The sequence below is a fragment of the Pseudomonas sp. 22085 genome (assembly GCF_052045815.1).
Lineage (GTDB): Bacteria > Pseudomonadota > Gammaproteobacteria > Pseudomonadales > Pseudomonadaceae > Aquipseudomonas > Aquipseudomonas glycinae.
The window spans coordinates 278,069-302,156 of sequence record NZ_JBQEQA010000001.1 but is presented as its reverse complement, the minus strand read 5'-3'; the positions used below and the strand labels follow the sequence as shown (position 1 = coordinate 302,156).

General features: G+C 62.0%; 20 protein-coding genes. 2 read left to right on the top strand and 18 right to left on the bottom strand.

Annotated elements, in window-relative coordinates; all coding sequences use genetic code 11:
- Positions 1–8 precede the first annotated feature (8 nt).
- From ACTJK7_RS01245 to argH, 3 genes are all read right to left on the bottom strand, one after another.
- Positions 9–773 (bottom strand): amino acid ABC transporter ATP-binding protein, encoded by a 765-nt coding sequence (locus ACTJK7_RS01245; RefSeq protein WP_064381510.1) that lies wholly within the window; start codon positions 771–773, stop codon positions 9–11.
- A gap of 10 nt (positions 774–783) precedes the next feature.
- A complete protein-coding gene (locus ACTJK7_RS01240) occupies positions 784–1,662 on the bottom strand; it encodes an amino acid ABC transporter permease (protein ID WP_011334265.1) in 879 nt (292 codons plus the stop codon).
- 164 nt (positions 1,663–1,826) lie between these two features.
- Entirely contained in the window at positions 1,827–3,254 is a 1,428-nt protein-coding gene (gene argH / locus ACTJK7_RS01235) for an argininosuccinate lyase (protein ID WP_323162361.1), read from the bottom strand.
- A gap of 312 nt (positions 3,255–3,566) precedes the next feature.
- Here argH and ACTJK7_RS01230 point away from each other — a divergent pair, with 312 nt between their 5' ends.
- Entirely contained in the window at positions 3,567–4,532 is a 966-nt protein-coding gene (locus ACTJK7_RS01230) for a LysR family transcriptional regulator (protein ID WP_064381512.1), read from the top strand.
- Here ACTJK7_RS01230 and ACTJK7_RS01225 read toward each other — a convergent pair.
- From ACTJK7_RS01225 to arnB, 10 genes are read right to left on the bottom strand one after another with little or no spacing between them, the layout of a single operon-like run.
- Positions 4,516–5,043 (bottom strand): GNAT family N-acetyltransferase, encoded by a 528-nt coding sequence (locus tag ACTJK7_RS01225; protein ID WP_108562052.1) that lies wholly within the window; start codon positions 5,041–5,043, stop codon positions 4,516–4,518. The genes ACTJK7_RS01230 and ACTJK7_RS01225 overlap by 17 nt on opposite strands.
- Before the next feature lie 36 nt (positions 5,044–5,079).
- A complete protein-coding gene (locus ACTJK7_RS01220) occupies positions 5,080–6,675 on the bottom strand; it encodes an ArnT family glycosyltransferase (RefSeq protein WP_440779598.1) in 1,596 nt (531 codons plus the stop codon).
- Entirely contained in the window at positions 6,672–8,051 is a 1,380-nt protein-coding gene (locus ACTJK7_RS01215; RefSeq protein ID WP_064596803.1) for a UDP-glucose dehydrogenase family protein, read from the bottom strand. Before ACTJK7_RS01215 ends, ACTJK7_RS01220 begins: the two co-directional genes overlap by 4 nt.
- The gene (gene arnF / locus ACTJK7_RS01210) at positions 8,048–8,452 is read right to left on the bottom strand and encodes a 4-amino-4-deoxy-L-arabinose-phosphoundecaprenol flippase subunit ArnF (protein WP_108562046.1); all 405 of its coding nucleotides are present in this window, start codon (positions 8,450–8,452) and stop codon (positions 8,048–8,050) included. Before arnF ends, ACTJK7_RS01215 begins: the two co-directional genes overlap by 4 nt.
- A complete protein-coding gene (arnE, locus tag ACTJK7_RS01205; RefSeq protein ID WP_108562044.1) occupies positions 8,449–8,793 on the bottom strand; it encodes a 4-amino-4-deoxy-L-arabinose-phosphoundecaprenol flippase subunit ArnE in 345 nt (114 codons plus the stop codon). Before arnE ends, arnF begins: the two co-directional genes overlap by 4 nt.
- On the bottom strand, positions 8,790–10,439 hold the full coding sequence (gene arnT, locus ACTJK7_RS01200; protein ID WP_108562042.1) for a lipid IV(A) 4-amino-4-deoxy-L-arabinosyltransferase: 1,650 nt from the start codon (positions 10,437–10,439) through the stop codon (positions 8,790–8,792). Before arnT (ACTJK7_RS01200) ends, arnE begins: the two co-directional genes overlap by 4 nt.
- Positions 10,436–11,320 carry a 4-deoxy-4-formamido-L-arabinose-phosphoundecaprenol deformylase gene (gene arnD / locus ACTJK7_RS01195; RefSeq protein ID WP_108562040.1) on the bottom strand — a complete coding sequence of 295 codons (885 nt, stop codon included), beginning with the start codon at positions 11,318–11,320 and terminating at the stop codon, positions 10,436–10,438. The genes arnT (ACTJK7_RS01200) and arnD overlap by 4 nt, the downstream gene beginning before the upstream one ends.
- Positions 11,320–13,311 (bottom strand): bifunctional UDP-4-amino-4-deoxy-L-arabinose formyltransferase/UDP-glucuronic acid oxidase ArnA, encoded by a 1,992-nt coding sequence (arnA, locus tag ACTJK7_RS01190; RefSeq protein WP_440779599.1) that lies wholly within the window; start codon positions 13,309–13,311, stop codon positions 11,320–11,322. Before arnA ends, arnD begins: the two co-directional genes overlap by 1 nt.
- On the bottom strand, positions 13,308–14,330 hold the full coding sequence (gene arnC / locus ACTJK7_RS01185; protein ID WP_103385223.1) for an undecaprenyl-phosphate 4-deoxy-4-formamido-L-arabinose transferase: 1,023 nt from the start codon (positions 14,328–14,330) through the stop codon (positions 13,308–13,310). The genes arnA and arnC overlap by 4 nt, the downstream gene beginning before the upstream one ends.
- Positions 14,327–15,475: a UDP-4-amino-4-deoxy-L-arabinose aminotransferase gene (gene arnB, locus ACTJK7_RS01180; RefSeq protein ID WP_440779600.1), complete on the bottom strand. Its 1,149-nt coding sequence runs from the start codon at positions 15,473–15,475 to the stop codon at positions 14,327–14,329. Before arnB ends, arnC begins: the two co-directional genes overlap by 4 nt.
- Positions 15,476–15,906: 431 nt before the next feature.
- On the opposite strand from arnB, the gene ACTJK7_RS01175 reads away from it, so the two are divergent.
- Complete coding sequence (locus tag ACTJK7_RS01175) at positions 15,907–16,797, top strand: site-specific integrase (RefSeq protein ID WP_440779601.1); 891 nt, start codon at positions 15,907–15,909, stop codon at positions 16,795–16,797.
- On the opposite strand, the gene ACTJK7_RS01170 is transcribed toward ACTJK7_RS01175, so the two are convergent.
- The 5 genes from ACTJK7_RS01170 to arnT (ACTJK7_RS01150) all read right to left on the bottom strand — a co-directional run bounded on the left by ACTJK7_RS01170 (position 16,798) and on the right by arnT (ACTJK7_RS01150) (position 23,895).
- Positions 16,798–17,850, bottom strand: coding sequence for an ABC transporter ATP-binding protein (locus ACTJK7_RS01170; protein WP_440779602.1), 1,053 nt, complete (start codon positions 17,848–17,850; stop codon positions 16,798–16,800).
- The gene (locus tag ACTJK7_RS01165; RefSeq protein WP_108563685.1) at positions 17,847–19,442 is read right to left on the bottom strand and encodes an ABC transporter permease; all 1,596 of its coding nucleotides are present in this window, start codon (positions 19,440–19,442) and stop codon (positions 17,847–17,849) included. The genes ACTJK7_RS01170 and ACTJK7_RS01165 overlap by 4 nt, the downstream gene beginning before the upstream one ends.
- Positions 19,443–19,445: 3 nt before the next feature.
- Positions 19,446–20,459 carry an iron ABC transporter substrate-binding protein gene (locus tag ACTJK7_RS01160; RefSeq protein ID WP_108562030.1) on the bottom strand — a complete coding sequence of 338 codons (1,014 nt, stop codon included), beginning with the start codon at positions 20,457–20,459 and terminating at the stop codon, positions 19,446–19,448.
- A 200-nt stretch (positions 20,460–20,659) separates the two neighbouring features.
- Positions 20,660–22,189 (bottom strand): ArnT family glycosyltransferase, encoded by a 1,530-nt coding sequence (locus tag ACTJK7_RS01155; protein WP_323162364.1) that lies wholly within the window; start codon positions 22,187–22,189, stop codon positions 20,660–20,662.
- Entirely contained in the window at positions 22,186–23,895 is a 1,710-nt protein-coding gene (arnT, locus tag ACTJK7_RS01150) for a lipid IV(A) 4-amino-4-deoxy-L-arabinosyltransferase (protein WP_323150859.1), read from the bottom strand. The genes ACTJK7_RS01155 and arnT (ACTJK7_RS01150) overlap by 4 nt, the downstream gene beginning before the upstream one ends.
- Positions 23,896–24,088 lie beyond the last annotated feature (193 nt).

Here is a 24,088-nt window from a genome sequence, read left to right as displayed (position 1 = left end):
AAGGGGCCTCAGGTTCGAACGGCAGAAATGAAGCTTTGGGTGCGCGGGTTTTGCGGACTTATTAGTATTTCTTCGGGGCTTCCAGCCTCCACGATCTGCCCGCCGTCCATGAACACCATGCGGTTGGAAACCTCCCGGGCGAAGCCCAGTTCATGGGTGACGACGATCATGGTCATGCCGGTCTGCGCCAGATCGCGCATCACCGACAGCACCTCACCGACCAGTTCCGGGTCGAGTGCCGAAGTGGGTTCATCGAACAGCATCAGCTTGGGTCGCATGGCCAGGGCGCGGGCAATCGCCACCCGTTGCTGCTGACCGCCCGACAGTTCGATCGGGTAGCTGTCGCGTTTGTCGGCCAGGCCGACCCGGGCCAGCAGTTCCAGGGCTTCTTCGTGCGCCTCCTTGGGCGAACGCTTGAGCACCTGGCACGGGCCTTCGATGATGTTTTGCAGCACGGTCATGTGCGGGAACAGGTTGAAACGCTGGAACACCATGCCGGTAGCCAGGCGCTGACGGGCGATCTGCGACTCGTTGAGTTCGTGCAGCTTGTGCCCGACCACGCGGTAGCCGACCAGTTCGCCGTCGACCCAGAGACCGCCCTTGTCGATCTTTTCCAGTTGGTTGACGCAGCGCAGCAGGGTGCTCTTGCCCGAGCCGGACGGACCGATGATGCACAGCACTTCGCCTTGCTCGACCTCGATGTTGATGTCCTTGAGCGCGTGGTACTGGTCGTAATATTTGTTCAGGCTCACGGCCTTGACGATGCTTCTCATGACGGATTCCTCAAGAACGCTTGCCGGCGCCGCGAGCGAAACGACGCTCCAGACGGCTTTGACCAAAGGACAGGACGGTGACGGTGGCCAGGTACCAGATACCGGCGACGATCAGCAGCTCCATGACCCGGGCGTTGGCGTAGTAGATGTTCTGGGCGTTGTAGAGCAGTTCCGAGTACTGGATGACGCTCGCCAGCGAGGTCATTTTCACCATGCCGATGAATTCGTTGCCGACCGGCGGAATGATGATCCGCATGGCCTGGGGCAGGATGATCCGGCGCAGTGCCTGCAGGCGCGGCATGCCGATCGACTTGGCCGCTTCGTACTGGCCGGTGTCCACCGACAGCAGGCCGGCGCGCACCACTTCAGCGGTGTAGGCGCCCTGGTTGATGCTCAAGCCGAGCAGGGCGGCCACGAACGGGGTCATCAGGCTCACGGTGTCGAGTTCGAACAGGCCGGGAATGCCGATGGTGGGGAAGATCAGCGCCAGGTTGAACCACAACAGCAGTTGCAGAATCAGCGGCGTACCGCGAAACAGCCAGGTGTAGGTCACTGCCACGTAGCGCAGGATCGGGTTGGCCGACATGCGCATGATCGCCGTGATCACCCCGAACACGATGCCCAGCGCCATGGCCAGCACGGCCATGATGATCGTGTTGAACAGGCCCCACATGATCGCTTCGGAGGTGAGGAACTGGCCGATGTACGACCATTCGATCTTGCCTTCGGCGAAGGCCCGCACCAGTCCGATGATCGCGATGACGATCACGGTGGCGAAGAAAATCCGCCCGTAATAACGCCGGGGCACGTGCTGGTACTGGGTAATGTCGAACTGGTTTTCCGCCAGTTTGCGCTCCGCCTGGAGTCGTTCTGCCTGAGTCTGGCTCATGGTGTTTCTCCGAACTGTACTTTCAAATCCAACACTGGCCCTTGTGGGAGCTGCGGTGCGACGACTCGACTTGCCAGCGATTGCGTTGGGTCATCCAGCATCAATATCGACTGGCTGGACGCCATCGCTGGCAAGCCAGCTCCCACAGGGACCGCGGTGGTGTCTTAGAGGCGGAAGCCCTGGTAGTTTTCGGTCCACTGTTGCTGCGCGGCGAGGGCGGTTTTCAGGCGGCCGATCTGCTCGCGCACCTGTTGCGGTGCGGTGCCGCCCCAGCCGCTGCGGGCAGCGATGGCGGCTTCCAGGGTCAGGCTGTCACGCACGTCTGCCGTGAGGCGCGGGTCGATCTCGGCCAGCAATGCCGGTGAGGCTTCCCACAATTCGAGGTCGTGTTTCTCGCAGGCCTGCACCAGCGCACCGGTGATTTCGTGGGCTTCCTTGAACGGCACGCCGCGCACCGCCAGCCAGTCGGCGACTTCGGTGGCGAGGGTGAAACCCAGTGGTGCCTGACGGCGCAGTTCCTCGACGTTGACGGTCATGGTCGCGACCATCCCGGCCATCGCTGGCAGTACCAGCAGCAGGGTGTCGACGCTGTCGAGCACGCCGTTCTTGTCTTCGCTGAGGTCGCGGTTGTACGACAGCGGCAGGGATTTGAGCGTCGACAGCAGGCCGGTCAGGTTGCCGATCAGACGCCCAGCCTTGCCCCGGGCCAGTTCGGCGATGTCCGGGTTTTTCTTTTGCGGCATGATCGAACTGCCGGTGGCGTAGGCATCGTCCAGATCGACCCAGCGGAACTGGCGCGACGACCACAGGCAGAACTCTTCGGCCAGACGCGAGATGTTGATCCCGAGCATGCTGGCGATGAACAGGAACTCGGCGACGTGATCGCGGCTGGCTACGGCGTCGATGGAGTTTTCGCAGACCCCGGCGTAGCCCATTTCCTTGGCCGACTGTTGCGGCTGGCGAGCGATCGCGGAACCGGCCATGGCCGCAGCACCGAGGGGCGACAGCGAAGTGCGGGCGTCCCAATCCACCAGACGTTGCACGTCACGCAACATCGATTGGGCGTGGGCCAGCAGGTGATGGGCGAACACGATCGGTTGCGCCTGCTGCAAGTGGGTGAAGCCCGGGCAGATGCTTTCGACGTGCTGCTCGGCCTGATCCACCAGCGCCGTTTGCAAGGCCAGCACTTCCACGGCCAGGGTGCGGACGTGATCACGCAGGAACAGGCGCAGGTCGTTGGCAGTCTGGTCATTGCGCGAGCGGCCGGCGCGCAGCTTGCCGCCCAGCGTGCCGAGGCGTTCGGTCAGCAGGCGCTCGATGAAGGTGTGAACGTCTTCATCGTCCAGGGTCGGGGCGATGCGCCCGGCGGCGAAATCGGCACCGATGCCGTCCAGGGCTTCGATCATCGTGCGGGTTTCCTGCTCGTCGAGCAGGCCGGCACGTTGCAGTTCCCCGGCGTGGGCCTTGGAGCCGGCCAGATCGTACGGCGTCAGGCGGAAATAGCGCTCGGGGCAACGGGACAGGGCCGCCAGGGCTGCGGACGGGCCGCTTTTGAAACGGGCACCCCAGAGACGGTCGGTGGTTTGAGACATTTGTTGTTTTCCTCGTCGGTAACGCGAACTGAAATCGGTGTGCTGGGCCCTGAAAAATCGTGCCGGCCAATTAGTGGACAGAAGCGGCAGACAGAATCAGGCCAAAGCAGTTTTCAAGAGGGCAGTTGCAAAGAGACAAGAGCTGATCGAAGTGTCAGCTTTTAATGTTTGGCGATCAGTGAGTTGGCACTGATGTTCGGAATTTTCTGGCGGTTGCCAAGGCTGGTTTTCTGTGACCATTATTATTAGCCGGCGATGTTTTTGTTGTTGGACACAGATTGTTGAACATTGCGCCAGAGGTAAATCAGCATTATGGAAACCCCACTTTCCAATTCCGGAAACCCACCGGTCAAAACCGCTCACCGGGCACCGTTGGCCCTCAGCGGACTGGATTTCAAACTGCTCAAGGTGTTCAAGGCGGTGGTCGAGGCCGGCGGCTTCAGCGCGGCGCAAAACGAGCTGAATGTGGGCCTGGCCGCGATCAGCAAACAGATCTCCGACCTGGAAATCCGCATCGGCATGCGCCTGTGCACCCGGGGGCGCGAAGGGTTTCACCTGACCGAGGAAGGGCGTCTGGTGTATCAGGCGTCAATCGATCTATTTGCCTCGGTCGACAACTTTCGTGACCGGCTTAGTTCGGCGCAGAACGAACTTATCGGCGATCTCGGAGTGGGGGTGATCGATAATACGATTAGCGACGATAATTCGCCGTTAGTTGCTGCGCTTAGAAAGATAAATGAACATTCGCCGAAAGTAAGGTTTCAACTTCAGGCGACCCAGCTGGATGAAGTGGAAAGAGGCGTAGTTGAAGGGCGCTTGGTTGCCGGAATAGTCCCGGTATATCAAAAGCGCGAAGAGTTCGATTATTACCCGCTCTATGAAGAACGCTCGCAGGCTTACTGCGCGGTCGGCCATCCTTTGTTCGACATGCCGGCGGAGCAGATGGGCGGCAATGTGCTGCAGGACTACGAGTGCATCAACCACCGTTATGCGATCCATCGCGATAAGCTCAACTTCGCCCGCTACGACAGTTTTTCCGCTTCGGCGACCCAGGTCGAAGCGGTGGCACTGTTGATCAAAACCGGGCGTTTTGTGGGCTTTCTACCGCAACACTATGCCGCCACGCTGGTGGCCGCCGGGCAGTTTCGCGCGGTGTGCCCGGAGCTGATTCACTTCGACACGCCATTCAATCTGATCCTGCGGCACAACACCGTGCGCAGTCCGTTGGTCAAGGCGTTTGCCCAGGCGCTGGGGGTTGATCTCAAGGCGACGGCGTGAGCATCAGGCGCATGGCGCAACGTCGCTCGCCGGGCAATCCATGAGCGATTTCATCGCGCAATACATGCTTCAGACGCACGTCGATGTCGTTGGCGTTCAATAACGCAAAACCCATGCGTAGATAGAACGGTGCATTCCACGGCAGATCACGAAAGGTAGTGAGTGTCACCGCTCGAAGTTGCCACAGACGCGCCTGTTCAATCGCCGCCAACAGCAACTTGCGACCGACGCCCCGGCCCTGAAAGTGTTGGCTGACGGACAGTTCCTCAATGTGCAACTGATGCTCGACCGTCACCGCCCTTAAAAAACCGGCAAGTTGCCCGTCGTTGTTTAGCGCGACCCACATTTCACCGCGCTCGATGGCCGGTAAATGCGCTGTTGCCTGAGGTACGTCGGCATCCGCCAGCCAGGCCAGTGACGGGTCGAGGCGAAACAACTCGGCGGCCGAACGCTCGATGGCGGGGAGGACGATGGCATCGGCTGCCAGGGCCTGTCGCACGGTAAAGGTCATCAGTCAGCGGTCCCTGTGGAAATCACGTCGCGCAGGTTAAGGCGTCAGCCACAGCAACACATAATCGTTTTTGTCGAAACGCCCGCTCAGCACCGGTTGCAGCGCCCCCAGCGGCGTGCCTTGCAGGGCTTGATAGTCGCTGCGATCCATCATCAGCCACGCCGGCCCCTTGAGTGCTTCGAGCGCTTGCGTGGTTTCAGTGAACAGCGGTTGCAGATCCTGCTCGACGTTGACCATGAACTTGATGGCCTTGGCATCCTTGCCCATGCCGTGCAGCACCAGCGGTGCGGGTTGCTCGTGGATCCGCACCATGGCGGCCTGGCTGAAGGATCGCGTGTCATACAGCTGGCGCTCCACCGGCTCGAACACCAGTGCGTACGCCGCCCAGACCGCCAGCACGGCGCAGAACGCGAGAACTTCGGTTCGCCAGCGCGGTAGCCACAACCGTGACAACGCGGCCAGTTGCAGCAATCCCAGCACGATCATTACCGACGTCAGGCCGGTCAACGACTCGGGAAACCGTCGTTTCGCTACCCATAACAGGACGATCAACAATCCGGGAATCAACAACCACAGTCCCTGTATGCCGAGGCGTAGCCAGGCAAACACCCGGCCATGCAACACCTGAAACGGATACGCCGCAATAATCGCCGCCATGGGTAGCATCGGCAGCAGGTAACGGGCCTTTTTCGCCTGTGGAATCGACAGCCCGACCATCACGATCAACCCTGCAGCGGCGCAGTACTGCACCAGTCGCAACGCCGGGCCGCGTTGCCGGGGCTTGCTCAACCATGCCGCCGCCAGCGCGAGCAAGGCCAGCGGATAGGCCAGCGCGTAGTTGCCCAGGGAGCTGGTGAAGTAATACAGCGAACCGCTGACGCCTTCGCTGCCGTCCATGCGCCCCATGAACTGCATGCGGATCACGTCCTGACGAAACGCCGGCCCGCCGCTGACCTCCGCCAGCCACAACAACAGCCCGACGCAGGCCGCCAGCAGCAGCGAAGCCAGCACCCCGAAGAGCAACAGGCGCGACCATTGGCGATCCAGCAGGTAGTAGCTGCACAGCATGCCGGTCGGCACCACCAGCCCGATCGGCCCGCGAATGCCAAACCCCAGCAGCAACAGAATGAACACCAGCGGCCAGCGCCGACCGGCAGCGAAATGGTCGTGGGCATAGCCGAGGTAGAACACCGAAAACGCTACGGCGGCGAGCATCAGGTCCTGCGACACCGCGCGCGTTTCGGTGATGAAGGTGCTGGTGAGCATCAGCAACGCGATGCTGACGATCGCCCAGCGCACGGACGAGGGCGCGAGCAATCGATACATCAACGTCACGATCACCGCGCCGGCAACCGCGCTCGGCAGCCACGCTGTCAGGCTGTTGACCGTGCCGAACGGCAACGACAACAGCCAGATGAACAGCGTCGACAGCGCCGAATAATCGGCGTACGGCTCACCATAAGTGGTGGGAAACACGCTGGGCCCGTGTCGCAGCATTTCCTGGGTGAACAACACGAAGCGCGAGTCAAAACCGATGGGCGCCTGCCCGTACACGCCGGCGATGAACAGCAGAAACGCCAGCAGCCCTGCGATCAGGGACTGCCGGCGCAGGGCAGGGGTTAAACCGATCAAGCCACGTCCGAGGCGTGCGGCCACTGCTGCAAAGGAATCGGCAGGGAGCGCGATTCGCCACGGCCCATCGGGAAATAATGGAAGCCGTTTCGGGCCAGGCGTTCAGCGTCGTACAGATTGCGACCGTCGAAGATCACCGGGGCCTTGAGGCGTTGCTGGATCAGGTCGAAATCCGGCGCCTTGAACTGCTGCCATTCGGTACAGATGATCAGTGCATCGGAACCGGCGAGAACCGATTCCGGGGTGCCCATCAGCATCAGTTTCGATTCGTCCGGGTACAGATGCTGGGTTTCCTGCATGGCTTCCGGGTCGAATGCCCGCACGTTGGCGCCGGCGGCCCACAGCGATTCGAGCAAGACCCGGCTTGGCGCGTCGCGCATGTCGTCGGTGTTCGGCTTGAAGGCCAGGCCCCAGACCGCGAAGGTTTTGCCGCGCAGTTCGCCCTTGTAAAACGCGTTGATCCGTTCGAACAGCTTGTGTTTCTGCCGCTGGTTGATCGCTTCCACCGCTTGCAGCAGATCGCTGGAGCAGTGCGCTTCTTCGGCGCTATGGATCAGCGCGCGCATGTCTTTGGGGAAGCACGAGCCGCCGTAACCGCAACCGGGGTAGATGAAGTGATAGCCGATACGGCTGTCGGCGCCGATGCCCTGGCGTACCGATTCGATGTCCGCGCCCAGGTGTTCGGCCAGTTCGGCGATCTGGTTGATGAAGCTGATCTTGGTCGCCAGCATGCAGTTGGCGGCGTACTTGGTCAGCTCGGCGCTGCGCAGGTCCATGAACATGATGCGGTCGTGGTTGCGGTTGAACGGCGAGTACAGGTCGCGCATCACGTCGCGCACTTCTTCGCGTTCGCAACCGATGACGATCCGGTCCGGCCGGCGGCAATCGGCGACCGCCGAGCCTTCCTTGAGAAATTCCGGGTTGGACACGATATCGAACTGCAGCAGGCGCCCGGCCTTGACCAGGGCTTTGTCCAGGTGCGTGCGCAAGGTATCGCCGGTGCCCACGGGTACGGTGGATTTCTCCACCAGAATCAGTGGCTGCTCACGGTGCCGGGCCACCGCGTCGCCCACCGACAGCACGTAACGCAGGTCGGCCGAACCGTCTTCTTTCGACGGAGTGCCAACGGCAATGAACGCGACCTTGCCGTGCTGCACCGCGAGTTTTTCATCGCAGGTGAATTGCAGGCGTCCGGCGTCCAGGCCTTCGCGGACCAGACTGGCCAGCCCCGGCTCGAAGATGCTGACGTGACCCTGGCGCAGCAGCTCGACTTTTTTCTCGTCGATGTCCATGCACACCACGTCATGGCCGACCTCGGCCAGCACGGCGGCCTGCACCAGGCCGACATAACCGCTACCAAACACTGTGATTTTCATGGCGAACTCCTCAATTCGGGCGCACGGGCCGGACGAGTGTTGATGGTGATGACCCCGAGCATGACCAGCGCCACACCCAGTGATTTAGAGAAACTGAAGGATTCGTTGAACAGCGGCAGGCTGGCCGCCAGCAGGTACACCAGCGCGTAGCTGATGCTCAGCAGCGAATAGGCCCGGCCCAGCGGCAGATCGCGCAGGGCGGCAAGCCAGCAGAGCATCGACAGCGCATAGGCGAAGATCGCCGCCAGCACCACGACCAGCGCGACTGAGTCGACACTGGGCATGGCCAGCCACTGATCAGGCCGGGGCAGGCGCGTCATGCTCCAGCGCATGCTCAGTTGCGCCCCGCTGACCAGCAGCACGCTGGCCAGGGCGAAGAAGATTCCACGGCACCGGTTCATGACTGTTGCCCCAGCAGCGCCACGCCACCAATCACCAGCACCACACCGAACCAGTGCTGAGCGTCGACGGGCTCCCTGAATACGAAGCGAGCGATCAGGGTGATGATCACGAAATTGAGGCTGAGCATCGGGTAGGCGATGCTGACCGGCAGGCGCTGCAACACCAGCAGCCACACCAGCAGACCGGTGCCGAGGGCAAACAGCGCCAGCCACAGCCACGGCGAGCGCAATTTGCGCGACCACGACAGGCTCGCGCCGCGCCAGCTCTCGACGGCAAATTTCTGCGCGATTTGGCCCAGGCAGGTCAGCAGGCAGGCGAACAACAGCAACCACAGGCTCATGACGCCTCCTGCGGAAGAATCATGATCACCAGGTTGCCCTGCTCATAACGAACGCCGTCCTTGGGCAGTCTGTCGAGTTCGTCCAGTTCGTCTTGCCCCTTGACCCGCATCACCACGCCGACCGAACCGGTCTTGCGGGCTTGGCGCATCCACTGTTGCACCTGATCGGGATCGACCCGTTGTTGAATGCCGTCAGGATAGGCAAGGCCATATTTCAATTCGCCTATCGTGTTGTACAGCGCCACCTGCGGGCGTTTGAGGCGCCAGGACAGGGCCGACGCGGCGCCCAGGTCGTTGCTCAACAGGTGCGTGGTCGTCGCCAGCTCCGTTTGGTGGGCGAGGACGAACTGGTCCGGCATCTTGTTCGCCACCACCGATTTGGGCAGTGCCGCCGGCAGCAATGCGATCAGCAGCAGACTGCCCACCGCCGGCGCCGCCCAGCATTGCAACGGGCGGAAGGCCTGCAGCAGGTTGCTGATGATCCAGCCGGTCAGGGCGATGAACACCAGCACCAGACTGTGCAATTCGTGGTCGTACAACGGACGCTTGAGCTGCACGTAAACCAGCCCGATCAGCGTGACGATGCCCAGCAACAGATTCAGTAGACCATTGAGGCCCAGCGCCCGGCCTTGCTCCAGACGCAAGCGATCGGCCAGCGCGTGGCCCAGCAGCAACGCCAGCGGCAGCAGGCACGGCAGGATGTAGGTCGGCAGCTTGCCGTTGCTCAGGCTGAAGAACAGCAGCGGCATCAGCAGCCACAGGCCGAGAAACGCGATGCCGGTTTCGCGGCGGGTCTGCCACGCCTGCTTCAGCGCCACCGGCAGCATCCCGACCCACGGCAGACTGAAGGCCACCAGCAGCGGCAGATAGAACCACCACGGCGCGTCATGCTGCGCATCGTCCCCGGCAAAGCGGCGGATGTGTTCGTGCCAGAAGAAGAACCGCCAGTAATCCGGTTCCTGACCATGAACCGCCAACACCCACGGCAGGCTGACGATGATCGCCACCGCAATGGCCACCGGGCCGTACAGCAGCAATTCCTTCCAGCGTTTTTGCCAGAGCATCCACGGCAACGCGATCAGCACCGGCAGCAACCAGGCGAGAAAACCCTTGGTCATGAACCCCATGCCGCACGCCAGACCCAGCACCGCCCAGCCGGCGATCCGCTGACCATTGGAACGGCTGTCGAGGGCAAACCACAACGCCACCAGACTCAGGTTGACCCAGAAGGTGAATTGCGGATCGAGGTTGGCGTAACCGGCCTGGCCGGCGACGATGACGAAACTCATGTAGAGCAGGGCGCAGACGAAGCTTTTGCGCGGGTCGTTCCACAAACGGCGGGCGATAAGGAAGCACAGCAGCACGCTCAACCCGGTGCTCAGGGCCGAGGCAAACCGCACGCCGAACAGGTTTTGCCCGAACACGGCCTGCCCGATGGCAATCATCCAGTAACCGGCCGCCGGTTTTTCGAAGTAACGCAGGCTCATGAAATGCGGCGACACCCAGTTGCCGCTCAGCAGCATCTCCTGGCTGATCTGCGCATAACGGGTTTCATCGGGAATCCACAAACCATGGCTGCCCAGCGGCAGCAGATAAGCCAGCAGAAAAATCCCCAGCAACAGCGGCAATGCCCAGCGTTTGCTCATGCGCCTTGCACTCCCAGCCAGCCTTCGCGGCCTTCGAGTGCGCCGCGTTGCACACGGCCGACGGGCAGGGTGTTGAGAAACTCGGGCAGCAAGTCGCCCAGCGGCTGAAAGTGGATATGTCGCTGGCGCGCATCGGCCAGCAGTCGACGAAAATCATCGGCCATCAGAATCCCTTCTACTTCGGCGTGAATGGTGTAGACGTTGAGGTTGTCCGGGCGGAACCGGTCGAGGATGAAGGCGTTGAAATCCTTCGCTGCCACACGCGGCCCGACCACTTCATCGAAGGTCGGCAGGTCCACCGGAATCTGCGGCGCACCGACCGAACCATCGGCCAGCAACGGACGGAACACCCGCTGCCCACGGCAATCGCTGTTGTAGCGAAAGCCGAAGGCCTGCTTGGCTTCGATCACACGCTCGTCCGCGCGCCAACCGGCGGCGGCCGAACAGGTGACCTTTTCGCCAAGGATGTCGCCCAAGGTGTCGACGCCCTGACGGATCTGCTCGACCAGTTGTGCATCGCTCCAGCGCCCGGCATTGGCCTGCCAGCCGTGGTGATCCCAGGCGTGCAGACCGACTTCGTGGCCGGCGGCCCGGGCCTGACGCATCAGGTGCCCGAGGTCGCGACCGATCGGCTTGCCCGGCCACGCCGTGCCCGCCAGCAGGATGTCCCAGCCGTACAGGCCGGCGGCGTTGGAACGCAGCATCTTCCAGAGGAACTGCGGACGGATCAGGCGCCACAGGTGCCGGCCCATGTTGTCCGGGCCGACACTGAAGAAAAACGTCGCCTTGATCTGCGCCTCGTCGAGCATGTCGAGCAGACGCGGCACGCCTTCACGGGTGCCGCGAAAGGTGTCGACATCGATGCGCAAGCCGGCCTGCATCAACGCTTGCTCTCGATTTCGGCCATGGCCTCACGCAGGAAGAAGTCCAGCGTGTTGCCGATGGTCTCGCGCATTTCCACGGTCGGCGTCCAGTCCAGCAGGCGCTTGGCATTGGCGATGCTCGGCTTGCGGTGCTCGACGTCCTGATAACCGGCGCCGTAGAACGCCTTGCTTTCCACGTCGCGGAAACCGGCGAACGGCGGGAAGTTGCTGCGCAGCGGGTGAGCCTCGAACTGGCGCAGCAGTTCCTCGCCCAACTGGCGAATGCTCGCTTCGTTGTCCGGGTTGCCGATGTTGATGATCTGGCCGTTGCAGACGTCGTTGTCGTTATCGATGATCCGCGCCAGTGCTTCGACGCCGTCGGCGATGTCGGTGAAGCAGCGCTTCTGCTCGCCGCCGTCGAACAGGCGGATCGGCGTGCCTTCCACCAGGTTGAGGATCAACTGGGTAATGGCGCGGGAGCTGCCGATACGTGCCGAATCGAGGCGATCCAGCCGAGGGCCCATCCAGTTGAAGGGACGGAACAGGGTGAAGTTCAGGCCCTTGGCGCCGTAGGCCCAGATCACCCGGTCCAGCAGTTGCTTGGACACCGAGTAGATCCAGCGCTGCTTGTTGATCGGGCCGACGATCAGGTTGGAGCGGTCTTCGTCGAAGTGCTTGTCCTGGCACATGCCATAGACTTCCGAGGTCGACGGGAAGATCACGCGCTTGTTGTACTTGACGCAGTAGCGCACCAGTTTCAGGTTTTCTTCGAAGTCGAGCTCGAATACCCGCAGCGGGTTGCGCGTGTATTCGATCGGCGTGGCGATGGCCACCAGCGGCAGCACAACGTCGCATTTCTTGATGTGGTACTCGATCCACTCCGAGTGAATGCTGATGTCGCCTTCTACGAAGTGAAAACGCGGGTGGCTGCGCAGGCGGTCGATGGCGTCGGAGCCGATGTCCAGGCCATAGACTTCGTAGCGCTCGTCACGCAGCAGGCGCTCGGACAAATGGTTGCCGATGAAGCCATTGACGCCAAGGATCAGCACCCGTGTGCGGCGCGGGCCACGGCCGGACTCGGCACCGCGCAGCAGCGAACCGTCCACCAGACCGAGTTCATTGGCCAGTTGCGGGCCGCTGAGGTACAGGCCGTTGTCGTTGCGCTGGCCGGCGTTGATCACCAGCGAATCTTCACCGCAGGCGATGCGCAGCGGATCGACACTGATGACACGGCCCGGCGCCTGACCTTCGTTGCCCTTGACGACTTCGGCACTCCAGACGATCAGCTTGTGCTCGCCCACGGCGCAGAAGGCGCCGGGGTAGGGCTGAGTCACGGCCCGCACCAGGTTGAACAGTTTTTCGGCCGGTTGCGCCCAGACCAGTTTGCCGTCCGCCGGGGTACGGCGACCGAACACGGTGGCTTTGGATTCGTCTTGCGGGGTTTCGGTGATTTTGCCCTGAAGCATCGCTGGCAGCGCGTCGCGCAGCAGGTCGCTTGCGGCCGTGCGCAGTTTGCCGTGCAGGCTCAGCGCGGTGTCGCTGCGTTCGATGGCTACACGTTGTTGGGCGACGATGGCGCCGGCGTCGGCGCGTTTGACCATGCGGTGCAGGGTGACACCGGTTTCGGTTTCGCCGTTGACCAGCACCCAGTTGGCCGGCGCGCGGCCACGGTAGCGCGGCAACAAGGAGCCGTGCAGGTTGAACGCGCCTTTTTTGGCCAGCGCCAGCAGCGGCTCGCTCAGCAGGTTGCGGTAGTAGAACGAGAAGATGTAATCCGGGTCGAGCTTGGCGATCCGTTCGATCCACAGCGGATGGTTGGCGTCTTCCGGTGCGTGAACCGCGATGCCTTTGTTGGCGCACAGTTGTGCAACCGAGGCGTAGAAGGCGTTCTCCTTGGGATCATCGGCATGGGTAAACACCGCCGCAATGTCATAGCCACTGTCGAGCAGGGCTTGAATGCCGGCGCAGCCAATATCGTGGTAAGCGAAGACAACGGTTTTTGCGCTCATGAGAGAACCTGATCGGACGTGGAGTTGGAAGTGAGGCCGTCAACGGTGATGGCGGGGGCCGGCGTGGCGGGATGGCCGCGCAGGACTTTTTCAATGAAGAAACGTGGACGGGCGCGCACGTCGCTGTACATGCGGCCCAGGTATTCGCCCAGCAGGCCCATGCCGATGAACTGGCCACCAGTGAACACGAACAGCACGGCGAACAGTACGAACAGGCCATCGCCGGCCCATCCGGCGCCAAACGCCAGGCGCATGAAGATCAGCGCCGCCGCGAACAGCACGCCGAGCCCGGCCATGGCGAAACCGACGATGCTCAGCAGGCGCAGGGGCGTGGTGGTCATGCAGGTGATCAGGTCGAACATCAGGTTGATCAAACGCATCGGGCTGTACTTCGAATCACCGTGCTCGCGCTCGGCGTGGGCCACGGTGATTTCCGTGGTGTGGCGGGCGAAGCTGTTGGCGAGGATCGGAATGAACGTGCTGCGTTCGCGGCAGGCGAGCATCGCGTCGATGATGGTGCGGCGGTAGGCGCGCAGCATGCAGCCGTAATCGCTCATGGCAACGCCGGTGGAGCGTTGCACGGCGAGGTTGATCAGTTTCGAAGGGTAGCGACGCAGCGCCGAATCCTGACGGTTGCCGCGCACGGTGCCGACCACGTCAAAGCCTTTTTCGGCCTCGGCCACCAGCCGCGGGATTTCTTCCGGCGGGTTCTGCAGGTCGGCGTCGAGGGTGATCACCACGTCGCCCTTGCACTGTTCGAAACCGGCCATGATCGCCGCGTGCTGACCGTAGTTGCGGTTGAGGATGACGGCCACAAACGGGCTGTCATCGACCGAGGCAGCGTCCTCGAGCAGTTGCGCGGAGGCGTCGCGGCTGCCGTCGTCGACCAGCACGATTTCGTAATCATGATGCAGTTGCTGGCAGGCGGCCTGGGTACGGCGCAGCAGTTCCGGCAGGCTGTCTTCTTCGTTGTAGACCGGGATGACGATCGACACGCAATGAATCGGATAAGGTCTCACGGGCGTTTCCCCATCAGGTGTTCAATGGCCCCGACGACCCGGTCCAGATCCTGGTCGGTCATGTCGGGAAACAAGGGAATCGAGCACAGCCGCGCCGAGTTCCACTCGGTGTCGGGCAGGGACAGGTGCGGATCACGCTGGCGATACCAGGTGTGCAGGTGGGTGGCGATGAAGTGGATGCCGGTGCCGATGCCTTGCTCCTGCAAACCCTTCATGAAGGCTTCGCGGTCCATGCCGCAGCGCTCGCTGTCGATACGCAGGATGAACAGGTGCCAGGCGTGCTGCTGGGCGTATTGCGGCACGACCAGCGGTTGCACCGGCAGGCCTTCGAGTTTTTGCAGGTATTGCGTGGCCAGTTCGGTGCGACGGGCGTTGATCGCGTCCAGACGCTCGAGCTGCACCAGGGCAATCGCGGCGTTGATGTCGGCCAGGTTGTATTTGAAGCCGGGCTCGATCACCTGGGCCTGGGGTTTGCGGCCATGGGTCAGGCGGTCGTACGCATCGACGCCCAGACCATGAAACTTGAGCATGCGCACGCGGTTGGCCAAAGCTTCATCATCGGTGACGAACATCGCGCCTTCGGCGCAGGTCATGTTCTTGATCGCGTGGAAAGAAAAGATTGCGGTGCCTTGCGAGCCGACGTGACGACCCTTGTAGCGGGTGCCAGCGGCGTGGGCGGCGTCTTCGATCACGGCGATGCCATGCTTGTCGGCCAGCGCGTAGAGCGGGTCGAGATCAAACGCGGCGCCAGCGTAATGCACCGGAATGATCGCTTTGGTGCGCGGGGTGATGGCGGCTTCGATGCGCGCGGCGTCGGTCATCAGGGTGTCGCGGTCGACATCGACGAACACCGGCGTGGCGCCGAGCAGGGAAATCATGTTGGCGGTGGACACCCAAGTCTGCGACGGGGTGATGACTTCATCGCCGGGGCCGATTCCCAGTGCCAGTAACGTTACATGCATGGCACCGGTGGCCGAGGAAAGTGCCACGGCATGACGACTGCCGACGTACTGGGCAAACTGTTCTTCGAGGGCCTGGTTTTTCGGCCCGGTGGTGATCCAGCCGGAGCGCAGGACTTGCTCCACGGCGGCAATTTCTTCATCACCGATACTGGGGCGGGAGAAGGGGAGAAACGCCTGACTCATGCACACCTCATTGCAAAGAAAAAAGAAATAGATCCAATGGAACATCGGATCCAATCAAAGCGTAGACGCGAAAAAATCCTTTGCATCAATAAGTTGCCAAGACGACATAACGTCGGGTTCGGTTGACTTTTCAGTCATTGCCCGGCAGCTTGGGCGGCGCCGGCACAGGACTCAGTGGAATTAAGGTTATGCCCGTTTTTGTGAAAGGAACATGAAAAACCGGTCGGCGAATCGTTTATCTGAAACCCATACAGCCACTGTTCAGACTTCTACCGTTTATCGCGGTTTTTAGTAGAAAAGTCCTACGGAAGTGTTCCCCTTATATTAAGAATGTTGCAGTTGTTAGTTGCTGTGTTGAACTGTTTTTACTCAAGGCCCGACGTTTGATTGACTTACCCGTTGCATCCCCCGACCCCCTGAAAACCAACCCGATGACTGTATATCTGGCGCGTCTGGCTCCCTCCAGCCAACTCACCATGCGTTACGTTTTACAAGATGCCGCCGACCGTCTCGGTTTCGAAGACATGAACGTCGAAGAAATTCCCTGGCATGCGCTGCAACCGGAAGATGTGGTTGCATTAGTCGCTGCATTGCGCGCCGACAATTACGCACCGAATACTTCTTCGCTGTATGTAAACGCCATTCGCGGCGTAATGAATGAAGCCTGGCGCATGAGCGTGATCAGCCAGGAACATCTATTGAAAATGCGCTCGGTCAAAGGCATTGCCGGCACGCGACTGTCCCAGGGGCGCAATCTGAAGCGCACGCTGATTCATGAATTGATGGAAGTATGCGCCGCTGATCCACGGCCACAAGGTTTGCGCGATGCGGCGGTGATTGCGCTGTTGTACGGCACTGGCATGCGCAAGTCGGAGTCGGTGGATCTGGATCTCAATCAGGTCGATTTCAACGAGCGCAGTCTGTGCGTGACTGCCAAGGGCAATAAGCAACTGATCAAATACGCGCCAGCCTGGGCGTTCGCCAAACTTAATGCCTGGCTGGAGTTTCGTCGCTCGGAGCTCAAGGAAGGCGAGAGCGACGACGCGTTTCTGTTCAACCGCATCCGCCGTGGCAGCCATATCACCCGCGAGCGCATCACCAAGCACGCGATCTATTACATCGCCCGCCAGCGCGGCACCCAGGTCGGGGTGAAGATCATGCCCCATGATTTCCGCCGTTCGTTCATCACCCGGGTGATTGAGGAGCATGACCTGTCGATTGCCCAGAAGCTGGCCCACCACAGCAATATCCAGACAACCGCCAACTACGACGTGCGCGACGACAACGAGCGTCGCCGCGCGGTGGATCGCTTCGACCTGTAGTCAGGGCGTTGCAAAGACGTGGGCCGCCCCCAGAATGGACAATTGCACGGCGCTGCCGGCCGGTGGCGCGTGCATGCCGGAGCTGCGCACCAGCAGTGAGCGACCGGGGCTGGCTTGCGTGCGCAGCTCCACCGTCAGGGTGCAGACGTTGCCGCCAAAGTCCCGATCCGTCACCACTGCGTGGCAGCCCTCAAGGTCGGCGGGAATGTCCGAGAGTTGCAGTTGCTCGGGCCGCAGCATGATCTGCGCGGCGCCGGAAAATCCGTTGCTGTTGACCATCACCCGGCCCAGGTCGCAGTGCGCCCAGCCGGCTTCGATCCGGGCGGGCATGACCACGGCTTCGCCGAGAAAATGCGCAGTTTGCTCATCGTTGGGGTAGCGGTAGAGGTCCATCGGATGGCCTGACTGCACCAGCCGACCGTCGCGCATGACCGCCAACTGATCGGCGAACGACAGCGCTTCGCCCTGATCGTGGGTCACCAGAATCGTGGTCACGCCAGCCTCTTCCAGCAGGCGCGCGACCATTTTGCGCATGGCGCCGCGCAGGCCGGTGTCGAGGGCGGAGAAGGGTTCGTCGAGCAGCATCAGGCGTGGACGTTGGGCCAGTGCCCGGGCGAGGGACACCCGCTGCTGTTGGCCGCCGGACAACTCGTGGGGCCAGCGTGTGGCCATGTCGGCGTTCAGGGCGACGTTGTCCATCAGCGCCTGAATACGTTCGGCTCTGGCGCTGCCGGTTTCTGCCAAGCCGAAACCGATGTTGTCGGCCACGGTCATGTGCGGGAACAGCGCGCCGTCCTGCGGCACGTACCCGATCTGCCGCTGATACGCGGGCACGGCGTGGGTGCGGTCGACCAGGGTCTGGCCGTTGAGCGTCAGGCTGCCGGCGTCGGGGAATTCGAACCCGGCGATCATCCGCAACAGGGTGGTCTTGCCGGAGCCCGAAGGGCCGACGATCACCGTGCGGCTGCCGGTCGGGACGGACAGGTTGATGGAGTCCAGCGCCGTTTGCGCGCCGAAGGATTTGCTGAGATTGATGATGTCGAGAGCGTTCATCGGCCGGCACTGCGCCTGGATTGGTGATAGAGGATGGCCGTGAGCGGCAGCGACAGCAGCACCATCAGCAGGGCGTAAGGCGCTGCGGCGGCGTAGTCGATTTCGCTGGTCATGGCCCAGAAACCGGTGGCCAGGGTGCGCGTGCCGTTAGGCGCGAGCAACAGGGTCGCGGTCAGTTCATTGGTGATCGCCAGAAACACCAGCGCCGCGCCCGCTGCCGCACCGGGTGCAGCGAGGCGCAAGGTAATCAGCCAGAGGGCGCGCAACGGTGAACGGCCGAGGCTTTGTGCGATGTTTTCCAGCTCCACCGGTGCCTGTGCAAACCCGGCGCGCAGGCTGACCAGCGCGCGGGGCAGGAACATCAGCAGGTAGGCCAGCAGCACAGTAATGGTGGTCTGGTAGATCGGTCGGGCGAAATGGATGGTCACGGTGACCAGCGCCAGCGCCATGACAATCCCGGGCAATGCGCTGGTGATGTAATTGCAACCCTCAAGCAGGCGTTGCAGCTTGCCGGGCGCCCGGATCGACAGCCAGGCAATCGGGATTGCCGCCAGACTGGTCAACAGCGCGCCGGCCACGCCGAATGACAGGGTCTGAAGCAATGCCGGCAGCAGTTCTTCGCCTTCCCAGACCTCGGCACCGCCGGCGATCAGCCATTTGCCCAACGTCAGCATCGGCACGCCGAGGGCCAGCAGGCAGGTCACGCCTTGCAGGCACAATCCCAGCGCGGCAGTGCGTCGTTGCAGGCGCACGGTGCGTTGTTCGCGAGCGCTGCCAGAGCCGACGCGGGCGTATCGCGCATGACCACGGGCGCCGGATTCCACCACCAGCATCGCCAGGCAGCACAACGCCAGAACGCTGGCGAGCATGTTGGCGGCCGGGCCGTTAAAGGTCGATTTGAACTGGTCGAAGATCGCCGTGGTGAAGGTGTCGAAACGGATCATTGCGTACAGGCCATATTCGGCCAGCAAGTGCAGGCCCACCAGCAACGCACCGCCACAGATCGCCAGCCGTAATTGCGGCAGCACCACCCGGAAGAACACGGCCCACGGTTTCAGGCCGAGGGATTCGGCCACGTCTTCAATCGCCGGATCGAGTCGACGCAACGTCGCCGCAATCGGCAAATAGAGAAACGGGAAATAGCCGATCACCGACACCAGCACCCCCGCCGGCAGCCCATGAATCGACGGAAACAGGCTGACCCACGCGTAGCTGTGCACGAACGCCGGTACCGCCAGCGGCGCAACCGCCAGCAGTGACCACAATCGCCGTCCCGGCAGGTCGGTGCGTTCGGTCAGCCACGCCAGCGTGGTGCCGAGCACGATGCAGATCGGCAGCGTGATCAGCACCAAGAGCACGGTGTTGATCAGCAGCTCGGCGACCCGTGGGCGGAAGACCAAGGCTTCGATAGTCGCCCAGCCGGTGTACCACGACACGCCGACCACAAAACCGATCGGCACCAATGACAGCAGCGACACCGCGATGGCCAGCACGACCACCCATGGACTACCGCGCCCATTGAGGGCGCGGGTCCGGCGTGACAAATGGGCGGAGGGCGCCGCAGCGATCCCCGCCGACAGAGTTTCAGGCACCAATTAAAGCAGTCCTGCCTGGGTCATCAGTTCGACGGCTTTCTTGCTGTCGAGCTCCGATGCATCGACTTTCGGCGCGTCCAGATCCTTCAACGGCACCAGTTTGGGGTTGGAGGCCGAGTCCTTGCCCACGGCGTATTCAAAGGAATTGCCGGTGCGCAGGACTTCCTGGCCTTGTTTGCCGGTGATGTACTGGAGGAATTTCTGCGCGTCCTCCTGGTGTTTGCTGGAAGCCAGCACGCCGCCGCCGGAAATGCTCACGAACGCCCCCGGATCCTGATGCTTGAAGTAGTGCAGGGCAGTGTTCTTGCTGTTTTCGCCGGTCTTGGCCTGATCGACGAACGCGTAATAGTGATAGATCACGCCGCTGTCCACCTGGCCGGCGTTCACCGCTTTGAGCACCGAGCTGTTGCCCCGGTAGGCGGTGAAGTTGGCTTTCATGCCCTTGAGCCATTCGAGGGTGGCGGCTTCGCCTTTCTGTTCCAGCACGGCGGCGACGATGGCCTGGAAATCCGCACCGGCAGGCGACGCGGCCCAGCGACCTTTCCAGGCCGGGCTCGCGAGGTCCATCAGGGATTTGGGCAGGTCTTTTTCCGGCAGTTTGGCCGGGTTATAGACGAACACCGTGGAGCGCGCGGCGATACCGACCCATTGGCCGTGGGCCGGGCGATACGCCGCGTCGACTTGCTCAAGAGTCGCCGGAGCCACCGGCGCGAACAGCTTGGCGTTGTCCACCAGCACCATGGCCGGGGAGTTTTCCGTCAGGAATACGTCGGCAGGAGAAGACGCGCCTTCCTGGACAATCTGGTTGCCCATTTCCGTGTCGTCGCCGTTGCGCACGGTGACCGGGATCCCGGTTTCCTCGGTGAAGCCGGCGACCCACGCCTTGGTCAGGGTCTCGTGCTGGGCGTTGTAGACCACAAGGCCGACGGAGTCGGCGGCAAAGGCCTGCCCGGCAGCGAGCAGCGCAGTCGCCAGCGCGGCCTGTTTCAGAAAGGACGGAAGGGATGGACTCATGGCGGGGGCAGCTCCTGTTTTTAGACGTTATGGGCAAGCATTCGCGGGAGTTTCAATGCGAATGATTTGCATATGTTGGCTGGCTGGCAATGTAGAGAGGCAAATGAGAAAAAAACGTCAAAACAACCGTTAATACATGTCATTGCCATTCAGGTTAGCAGTCACTCGGCGGGGACGCCGGGCGAACCCGGCGCTGTCTTTCAGGAGCCTTGGGGCAGGTAGGCCACGCTTTGATCCTCGCGACCGTGGAATAGCTGTTCGCCGCGGGTGGGCGTGGTGGTAATGACCTGATGATCGCGGCTGAGGTGACTCAGCGGAACGGGATCGCCGGTGCGGTACTGGGCGACAAAGAGGGTCCGCTGCGGATCCCAGTGCTGGCCGCTGGTGCGTTCCAGCCAGGCGATCATGGCTGCGGTATCGCCGTCGCGCGGGAAATCCCGGCTCTGCGGCACGTAGTAGAACGGCGCACCGCCGGTCTGCAGGTACATCGGCACTTTATTGTCGACCTCGACCATGACCAGATGCCATTGGCTCAACGGTGCGCGTTGGCTGGCTTGCAGACGCACGGTTTCGCCGAAACGGATTGCGCCGCCTCCGCTGTTGGTCCACGGGTAAAGCACACCGAGTATGCCGAGCAGCAGGACGGTGGCCACGCCGAAACCGATTTTCAAACCACGCCCGCCGAACGGGCCTGCGGCATTTCGAGCCGCCATGCGCCGGGTGATCCACCAGGCCCCGAGCAGTTGCGCGAACGGCACCAGTGGCAACACGTAGTAACTGCGCCGGCTGCCGCTGGCGGTGAAGAACAGCATCAACAACCCGAGGCCCTGAATCAGCCAGCGGGTGTCCGGTTCGATGTGTTTCCAGTTACGCGCCGCGACCCACAGGGCAATGATCCAGCACGGTGCCCAGGGCAGGGTGTAGATCGGCAGGTACAGCAAATAGGTGTAGATCGGGCCGATGTTGTCGAATGGCTGGAAAAACCGCACGACGTTTTCCCGCAACACCAGCCCGAGGCCGCTTTCCCCGTAATTCGGCGCGCCGTAGAGGTGGGACAGCAGGAACGGCATCATGTAGAACGCCCCGGCAATCACCAGCGCGGCGAGTAGTCTCAGATTGAGATGACGCTTCCAGCGGCCTTCATGCAGCAGGTGCGGCAGCAGCACCAGCCCCGGCAGGATAAAGCCGATCAGCCCCTTGAACAGTGAGGTCAGGGCCAGCAAGCCGCAGAACACCACATAGCGCGAAAACCGGGTGTCTTCAGGACCGCGCCAATACCACCAGACGGCTGCCAGCACCCCGCACAAGGTCAGAATGTCGGCCGTGGCGACCCGCGCCCAGAACACGAAATAGAAGGTGGTCGCCAGCATCCAGCCGGCGATCAGTCCCGTGCCCTTGCGAAACAACTGCTCGCCCAGTTGATACACCAGCCACACGCTTAGCCACGCGGACACCACCGAAGGCAGGCGCAGCGACCAGTGATCCAGGCCACCGGTCAACCACGCGGTTGCGGTGATCAGCCAGTACGACAGTAACGGCTTGTCGTAGTAGGGATCGCCCTTGAGGTACGGGTCGAAGTAATCACCGCTTTGCAGCATCTGCAACGCGATGTTGGCCCAGCGGGTTTCCGCGCCCCACAGTTCGCGACTGCCCAGGCCGAGCAGCAACATCAGGGCGCTGGCCGCCAGCAGGAGCAACAGGGCGGCGCGGTCGTTGTTGCGCACCGTCATGGCTGTTTCTGCGCAAAGATGAAAATGTGCAGATTGCCGCGCCGATAATGCCTGCCGTCCACGGGCAGCAATTCGACTTCCTGTTCTTCCTGCGTACTGTTGACGCGCAAGACCACGCCGACGGCGCCTTTTTTTCGCGCGTCGGTCATCCACTGGCCGACGCTGTCCAGGGTGACTTTGCGCGCCGCCATGGCCGGGTCTTCGAGGCCGTATTTCAATTCACCGATGGTGTTGAACAGATCCACCTGCGGGCGTTTCAAGCGCCATGCCAGCGCGGAGGCCGCCCCCAGGTCGTTGCTCAGCAGCGACGCGGTTTCACTTAGTTCCCGTTGATGCTCGGCGATGAACTGATCCGGCATCTTGCTGTTGACGATCTGCGCCGGCATGGCGGCGGGCAGCAACGCCACGAGCAGGCCGATGCCCAGCGCCGGCATTGCCCACAATGTCAGTGGCCGCAGCACTTGCAAGGCGTTGGCGATGATCCAGCCCACCAGCACGATATAGGCCAGCGACAGGCTGAACATCTCAGTGTTTTCGTAGATTTCCTTCGTGGTCTGAAGATAGAGCAGGGCCACCAGCGCAACACTGGCGAGTACCGTGTTGAACACACCGTTCAGGCGCAGGAATCGGCCACTGCGTTGATCCAGCCACTTGACTACGGTCTGTCCCATCAACAGCGCGACGGGCAGCAGGCACGGCATGATGTACGTAGGAAGTTTGCCGCTGCTTAGACTGAAAAAGGCCAGTGGCAGCAGGAACCACAGTGCCAGGTAAGCGGTTTTTGCCTCACGCTTTTCGCGCCACATGCGCAGCAAGGTCGAAGGCAGAAGCAGCGCCCACGGCAGGGTCGAGGCAAACAGCAACGGCAGGTAGAACCACCACGGGCGGGCATGTTGCGCGTCGTCACCGGCGGCAAAACGACGGATGTGTTCGTGCCAGAAGAAGAACCGCCAGAAGTCCGGTTCCCGGTAATGGACTGCCAACACCCACGGCAGGCTGACGAGGGCGCAGACCACCACGGCGACCAGTCCGTAACGCACCAGCTCACCGAATCGCCGTTGCCAGAGCATGTAGGGCAGGGCGATCAGCACCGGCAACAGCAGGGCCAGGAACCCTTTGGTCATCAGCCCCATGCCGCAAGCAACACCGAGCAGCGCCCAGCCACCCAGGCGAGTGCGGGGCGTACGGCTGTCGATGGCAAACCACGCAGCCACCATGCTCAGGTTGACCCACAAGGTGAATTGCGGATCGAGATTGGCATAGCCGGCTTGACCGGCAATCAGCCCGAAACTCATATAAAACAGGGCGCTGGCGGTGCTGATGCGCGGGTTGTTCCAGAGCCGGCGAGCCATCAGATAGGTCAGCCAGACACTGACTCCGGTACTCAGCGCCGAAGCAATACGTACGCCGAACAGGTTGTCACCGAAAATCGCCTGGCCGATGGCAATCATCCAGTAGCCGGCAATCGGTTTCTCGAAATAACGGATGCCCATGAAGTGCGGGGCTACCCAATTGCCACTCAGCAGCATTTCCTGGCTGATCTGGCCGTAGCGGGTTTCATCGGGGATCCACAGGCCGTGGCTCATCAATGGCAGCAGGTAAAACAATACGAACGCCAGAATGAGGCCGGGGATGGCCCAGCGTTCAACCGCAGTCGTCGAAGGGAAAAGGGTAGTGTGTCGCAGCGGGTTGTTTTCAGACGTCATGACAAAGCCTTGGTACCGTACGAAGTTCTGATGTCGATGACCTGCCCGGCGTGTTCCTGAGCGGGCGAGTCATCGTGTTGAATGAATGCAGGTGTCGGGCATTTCCTGTATCCAGAGAACTGTCGTACCTCCAGGTCGAAGTTCTCGCGATATAGCCAAGCATGAAAAAACGAGCTGTCCAGCAAGTCGGGGG